Genomic DNA, 7,090 nt, shown 5'->3' with positions numbered 1-7,090 from the left:
GGCATATTGCAAAATACAAATTATTACAGTAATATCAAACAAGAAATGGTATTACTTTAAGGCGGTAGATATAATTGTTCTGGTTGGTGGACAATCCCCCGTAAAATACGCCATTAACCTTTGGGATGATTTAAAAAACATAAAAAAAGAGCAGTTTATAGTAAAATGAACCACTCTATTTTTTAAGGATTGATAAAATTTCTAATTCTTACGGTAGTTCATCTCAAAAGAAAAACCCTCAATTACTTTTATCCTACTGCTGTGTATCCAGCCATTTATACCATCTTCTGTGACCACTGACCACCAATCCCCTGTGTTGGTTTCGATAGCAAATTTTTCTCCTTCTTTTATCTTTTTGATCACTTTGGCAGAAGTACCTTTACCATCCCGTAAATTGGTATACCCATCAGGATCATTAATAACACCATAAGCTATATAAGGATCGGGACCTAAAGAGCTAAGACCAAACCTTTTGTTTTTTGGGATATAAAAATTGTCTGTAAAATCCTCCAGATCTTCGATACCATAAAAATCTTTTTTCCTAAAAACCTCGATCATTTTTGGATCGGTATCGTATAAGTATTCTATAATCCCAGATTGCCCTGCTTTATAACAATGTGCCATAAGATAGGCATACAGCTCCTCTGTATCCTCTTCGTAAGATTCTGGATTGCCATTAGATACTCTATTGGCTACCGTAGACAATTGGGATAATTCTGCACCGTATTCGATCATTTTATCCAACATATCTTTGCGTAGGGCATATTTATAATCTTTACCTCTAGCATAAGTTCCAAAAAGAAGTTCTTCTAGCTCATTAGCATTAGCTAAATCTATTTTATTAAAAACAAATTTTAATAAATCTTTATTTTTAATATCCCCATTGTCCTTGATTAAATCTACAATTGCATAAGAAGCATTTGTTTTAAACCAATTGGTAGCTTGAATATCATTATAAAAAATCATTTTATTAAACTTACACATATGATCTGGAATAATATCATCAGGATCCATACCATCAGCATAATTTATATATCTACCAGAGAGCATACCCACGAGAGATGCAGCTATATTTTCTTCTGTAGGTTCCCCTTTATAGTAATCTAACCATAAAGCTTTTGCACCAGTATGCTCTTTTATGTCTATCTTAAAAATTTGGTTCATTTTTTTTTCAAAAAGCTCTTTCGAAGGAATCTTAAAATCACAATCCATTATAGCTTTTTTACCTGGTTCAAAAAATTTATCATCCCAATTTATTTCTCCTGGTTTATTCTTTCTTGTCATTTCCTTTTTAGGTTTATTATCATTTGAAATTTGACTTTTAGCTTTTTTACAAGAAAAAAAACTAACTACAATAATTAATGCGAAAAAGTTTTTCATATCTTAAAATTATTCTATTCCTATAAATTTATTAGTCCCATTTGCCGAGTTTTCCCAAGTTCCTATTTCGACTTCTCTTTCTTCTAAAATAACTCGCACGTAACGACGTTCTATACTCATATTATGTACTACCTTATTATCATCTGTTCGCTTGGCATTTTTCATATCCTTGTGCAAAAATAAATCAGGGATTTCATTGTACAATTCTTCAACTTTAGTTTTGTCTTTTCCAGTAACCGTAGTAAGACACCCTTGAGAATCTCTAGGAGTAAACTCGTGAATAGCAATTCCATCCCTAAAACCATCTGGTCCTTGAATATCCCTATTATTATTGTTGTCTGAAATATACATGGTATAACTCCCTTTAGTAGGATTAGAAGAATCCTCTTTAGAAACCAAATAATAATCATTTCCTGGTGGACACTCATTATTAGTTCCATAACGCAACTCAGAATGAAGAACATATTCTCCATCTTTCGTTAAATCAAAAGCATCCCTACTTAAATATGTAACATAGTCGGGGTTTGGTAGGTTATCATTTTCTTTCAGTTCTTTATATTTCTCAAGTGTCATGCTCCTGTACACAGAAGTTGTATATCTAGCATATATTCTATCCGCAGTAAATGCAAACATATCATGAGGTTTCCCACTAATCACTACCACAGACCCTTTTTGTCCTTTACGGTGTTTGTAATCCGGGCAATCTTCTACCTTTAAGGTTTTTACCGCTTCTTCCAGATAGGATTCTCGATGGGCATACCCTTTAAAAGCATCGTTGATCCTATAGGTTACCGCTTTTAAAGCATCATCGCCCACCCCCATATCGGATCGGGTAAGGATATTTTTATCTTTCCAATAGATCAGGGCTGCTGCCATTGCCAGTGTTTTATTGGTCCTTAATTTTTCTGGATTTTCTTTAAAATCCTCTTCTGTAATATCTTCGTTTAATCTGGCAATCCATGTATTGTATTTGGTGGTAACATTTCTAAAATTACTTTTTCCTGTAAGTTGTATAAATCCACTTCCCCTATATTTCCACCCATCCGCATCTTCATCGCCCCAATTACTGGTTATTGCAGTGTTCCCTAAATCGGAAGCTTTGGGAGCTTTGCCATACGCCCAATTGGCAATGCTACGTTTATCGGTTTCTGTAACTTCGACTTTGGTTTTACCGCCATGACCATAGCCCCACTCTTTTGCCTTAGAATTATTGCTATCATAAGCAGTACCAAAATTACCAAAAGTTTTTTTTAAGGACTTCCAGTTATAGATAAACCCTTCTTCCATACTGGTAAACTGGCTTTCTGCCGCTAATTGTGCCAAAAAATGTGCTTTGCGCGTACAGGTGGTTAGTCTAAAAAAGCTTCGTTGCGAATTTAAGAAATCTATTGCTTCTTGTAATCCGTTTTCATCTACTTTGCAAAGAGATTTTATCTGTGCCATAGTAATATCTGCATCACAATTAGGGCAACCATTATTACTCTTTTTTTCACTACTACCCGCTACTTTCTCTACTTGTACCAAATTACAACTTTGCGGGCTTTTTTCTGCATTTAGTTTTTCTGCCTCGGGGCTTACTTTAAGGCGGTAGATATAATTGTTCTGGTTGGTGGATAATCCCCCATAAAAATTATCGTTAATCTTTGGGATGATCTCCAGATATCCTTTATCTTCCTTGGCATACTGCAACTCCCAACACTCGTCTATCGTAAATTGTAGCTCTGCCTTGCCGTTACTATTTATTTTTATTTTTTGCTTGGTATCTGCAATGGCTTTTGTATCGCCGTTCCAATCCAAAAGACTCCAATCTATAAGTTGGTATAGCTCTACCTCTAATTCTTTACCTACCATATTCAACGTAACGATCTCCAGGGTGACTTGTTGCCCGTACTGCATAAATTTAGTAAGGATAGTACCACTACCATCGGTATAATATGCCCTTAATAGTTTTTTGTCGTCATATATGCCTAATTTTCGGCTGTAGGTGTTACTAACCTTGTGAATGCTTTTTCCTGCTGCATTAAAAATCCTAAATGCCAATCGGTTGCCATCCTGTACCTGTTTTATGGTATCTAAAGCTACAGGGTGTTTTAACACCCCTTTACCATTTACTTGCACCTCTTTTATGGTTTGGATCACTTCTTGCTTATCTGCCTGCTCCCATATCTGTAGGGTTACTTTTTCGTTGGCTACTCCTTGTAGTGTTGCATAGGCATATACTTGCTGGTCCAATCCTGCTTTGGTGATCTTATAACTTGCTGTATCGTTACCATACGCATAGTTGTCCTCGTCTACCCACAGGGATTTTAGTACTTTGGCTTCGCCTGTTTTTATGGTAAAGGGGGTACACTTGGCAGCATCTTTTATATATGCCCTAACCAAATAGTTCCCTTTGGTATTAAAGGTTATTGTGCATTGCTGTCCAATGGTTTTTAATGGGGTATAGGTGTTGTCTTCTTCTTTTTTATACTCCCAGTGTATATCGCCATCGGTATTGGGGATATATTGGCTAAATAAACAATTTTGCACCCTAAATGTGGTACTTTCTTTTACCCGTGCCGTGGTTTCTCCTTTAACGGTTATGATTTCATTATCGGTTACCTCAAAAGCATAACTATCCAACCCCCTGCCGTCTGCTGTATTCTTAAAGGCTTCCAGAACATACAATCCTTTTACGGTATGGTAACTAGTGGGTAACGTAAAGACAGGTTCCCCCCTAAAACTGCTTAGATTATCGATCCTGGCATTGTGGTGTTTGTATTTTGCATAGGTCACGTTTTTTACTATTCTGGTGTTGGTTCCTTCTTCGAGAGTGTCCTCTTTGGTAGTAACCCTAACAGTTCCTTTTTTAAACTTAGCAAAGTCTTCATATTTTAGGTTGGCATAATACATCAACACCCAATTAACCCCACTGCGCTGGGTTTCATTAGCGTTTTCTAACCTAAATTTTGCGGTAAAAGGTGGCATGGCGGTATTGGGCCTGATCTTTTTTACTGCTTTACTGCATTGTACAGTGCTTACCCAGTTTTCTAAAAACAAAGTAACTTCTATCGTTTTGGTGTTACTATCCCCCCAGCCATTAGTATAGACTAATGTAATCGTATAGGCTTCTACAGGGTTGTTGGGGATGGCAAAAGTGTGGGTTAGTTTTGCCTTGCCGTTATCTTCTGTAGCTATAAGCACTGCGGTCCCTTCACTATCGGTTATAAACCAGTTAAAGGTTTGTGCTGTATTGTCTTCCGGGTTTTCCGGATATACCAATTTGGCATCTAGTGTTATCGGGATATTCCAGTTGATAACGTTTTTATAAGTATTGACATTGGTCTTTATTGTATGCCCTTGTTGTTGCCCTGTATAGGTTATATCATAAAGCCCGTTTTTTTCTACAGTAATATCTGTATAGGCTACATGTTTGGTTTTTATCGCTGCCAATGCTACTTTTGGGTATGGGGCGGTACTTCCTTTTTTTGTGGTAAAGCCATCCCTGTCTGTCCCATTGTCCCAATTGGCAGCACTTCTGGTACCATACGCTTCTATACGATATTTACCGGGTTCTGCAGGTAAAAACTCAAAAAGCTCTCCCACATCTTTGGCGTGTGACAGCACCGTATCAAAACTATGCCCCTGGTAAACGATCCAGCAGGTTCTTGCTTTTTCGTCTGCGGTATATCCCTCTTTAGAGAATTTTTTTACGCCCAGGGTTATTTTGTTTTGCAAATAACAGGGCTTGTCCTTATCCTCGCCATGTTGTTTTTTTACGCCTTCTTTTATAGTAATACCAGAAATACCGGGATATACTTTTCGTGCTGCTTCTGCCAGTTCTTCTTCGGTGAGCAACCCACTTAACTGCGCACAGGTATCCGGGTTGCTTTGCACGACCTGTGAGGCTGTAGTGCCTTGTGTTTGCCCATGGTGCTGAATCGTTATTTTACCTTGGTATATAGGGCAGGTAAGCTCGTAACTATCCAGTATAACGGGTTTATTGTCGCATTCTGTAAAATGCCCGGGGCCTTCCCATTTTACTCCCGGTTGGGGTGCATATTTGCATTGTTTATATGGGGAGTCCTTGGTGCAGCTTACAAAAGTAGCTGGCAAAAACTGGTTGTCTGTATCCAGGGCGACTAATTTTTCTGCCCCTTGGGGATCGTTTATATAGTATTTTTGGTGGCTTGTTACTTGCAATTTTGCAGGAGGCCCTCCAAATTCGCAAGAGCAGGTGGCATTTTTGCATACCAAAATCCCAGAGGCTTCTGCTTTGTCATTTTCTTCTCGACTTTCTTGGTTCATCCTTTTGTTTTTTATAATGCCGTTAATGTAAGATCGATTCGCTTGTGGTATACTCCTTTGCAATCTATGTCGAGTGCCCAAGATCCTTTATCCCAACTTTTTTTATCGGGTTGTAACGATAGGGTACACGCTAAGTTGGTTTGCAACAGGTACTCCTTATCTGGTATGGACTGTTTTATCTGAAATGTTTTTTTAGCCATTTCTGCATTCAATACCTCTTGGCTATGTGCGCTATAGGCAAACTCTTGTGTGCTTTTTGTATGTATTTCTACAGGTAATGTAACATCGCCATTGGGCAGTACCCGGCTAAAAATAGTATATGGCTTTTTTGTGGGTTGGTAATAAGCACAGCATGTATCTACCAGGATCCCATTAGGAAATGCCCTGTACAGGAGCCGGGTATATCTGTTTTGATCCATGATCTTTTGATCGGCACTATGCATCAATACTTGTGCTGGTCTGCCCATATAATACTCCCCGATAATTTTTTTGTCCTTTTGCCATAACCGTACCACATCCTCATAATTGTGTATTGCTACCGGTAGCATGGTTTTGGTATCTATTTCATAAACAACGGTATTGGCATGCCGTCCTATAATATGGGACAGTTCTTCTATAACCGTAAGCGTTGCCTGGTCTTTTTTGTTTTTATACACCGTATCTATTAATAATAAACTATTACCTGCATCTTGTTTATAGAACGCTATGGTACAATCGTATACCAGCGTGGTTACCACATCCAACGGGTTACGGATCGTATCTTTGGTTTTTAGGTCGGGTGTATGTACTTGTGTTTGTATCTCTAGTATATACTTATTTTGCCATACAGGTACTTTGTCTTCTTGCAAGGCCTGCCCTATGGTTCTTATTTTTTTAGGTGCTTTTTTCTTGGTGGACCAAAACATATCGTAGTATTAAAACAACCTTACTTTTTCGCCACTCTGCAAATCTATCTCTTTGCCAGAGGCCAACTCCAGATTTTCTTTGCTGCTATCCAAACGTATCTTATCGGCAGTTTCTTCTATCTCGCTGGCAATAACTGTCTTTTTTTCTGTAAGATTGACTTCCTTATTGGTTGCTTGTTCTATAAGGTCTTCGCTGGCAGACAGTTCTATATTTTCGCCTGCATTAACCATCACATTTTCGCCGGCATGCACTTCTGTCATTTTTCCTGAGGTAGCGGTAATATTTTCTTCGGCATCCAGATGGATGTTTTTTGCTTTTAGTGTTATGGTTTCGTTAGCAGAAATCGTGATATTATTGCCATTGGTGTCAATATGGATAACATTGTTGTTCTTATCTTTTATGGTAATGCTCTCGCTATTATCGGTATCGTTAAACTCTATAGTATGCCCGCTACGGGTAATAATACTTTTGTAGTTGTTTTGGTCTTGTCCTCCTGCACCGGTAGAACCGTTAAAAA

General features: G+C 38.1%; 4 protein-coding genes. All 4 read right to left on the bottom strand.

From position 1 onward, the window contains the following. Positions 1-201: 201 nt before the first annotated feature. Positions 202-1,380, bottom strand: coding sequence for an SH3 domain-containing protein (locus tag ACZIYX_RS23350; RefSeq protein ID WP_462684679.1), 1,179 nt, complete (start codon positions 1,378-1,380; stop codon positions 202-204). Between the two features lie 9 nt (positions 1,381-1,389). Next, entirely contained in the window at positions 1,390-5,667 is a 4,278-nt protein-coding gene (locus ACZIYX_RS23345; RefSeq protein ID WP_462684678.1) for a PAAR-like protein, read from the bottom strand. Between the two features lie 11 nt (positions 5,668-5,678). Then, on the bottom strand, positions 5,679-6,572 hold the full coding sequence (locus ACZIYX_RS23340) for a hypothetical protein (protein ID WP_462684677.1): 894 nt from the start codon (positions 6,570-6,572) through the stop codon (positions 5,679-5,681). 9 nt (positions 6,573-6,581) lie between these two features. Beyond that, positions 6,582-7,090, bottom strand: a 509-nt coding sequence (locus ACZIYX_RS23335) for a DUF2345 domain-containing protein (protein ID WP_462684676.1), incomplete at its 5' end; no start/stop codon positions are given.

The organism is Aquimarina sp. (assembly GCF_977115655.1).
The sequence above is the reverse complement of the archived record's forward strand: the minus strand, read 5'-3'. Positions and strand labels throughout refer to the sequence as shown.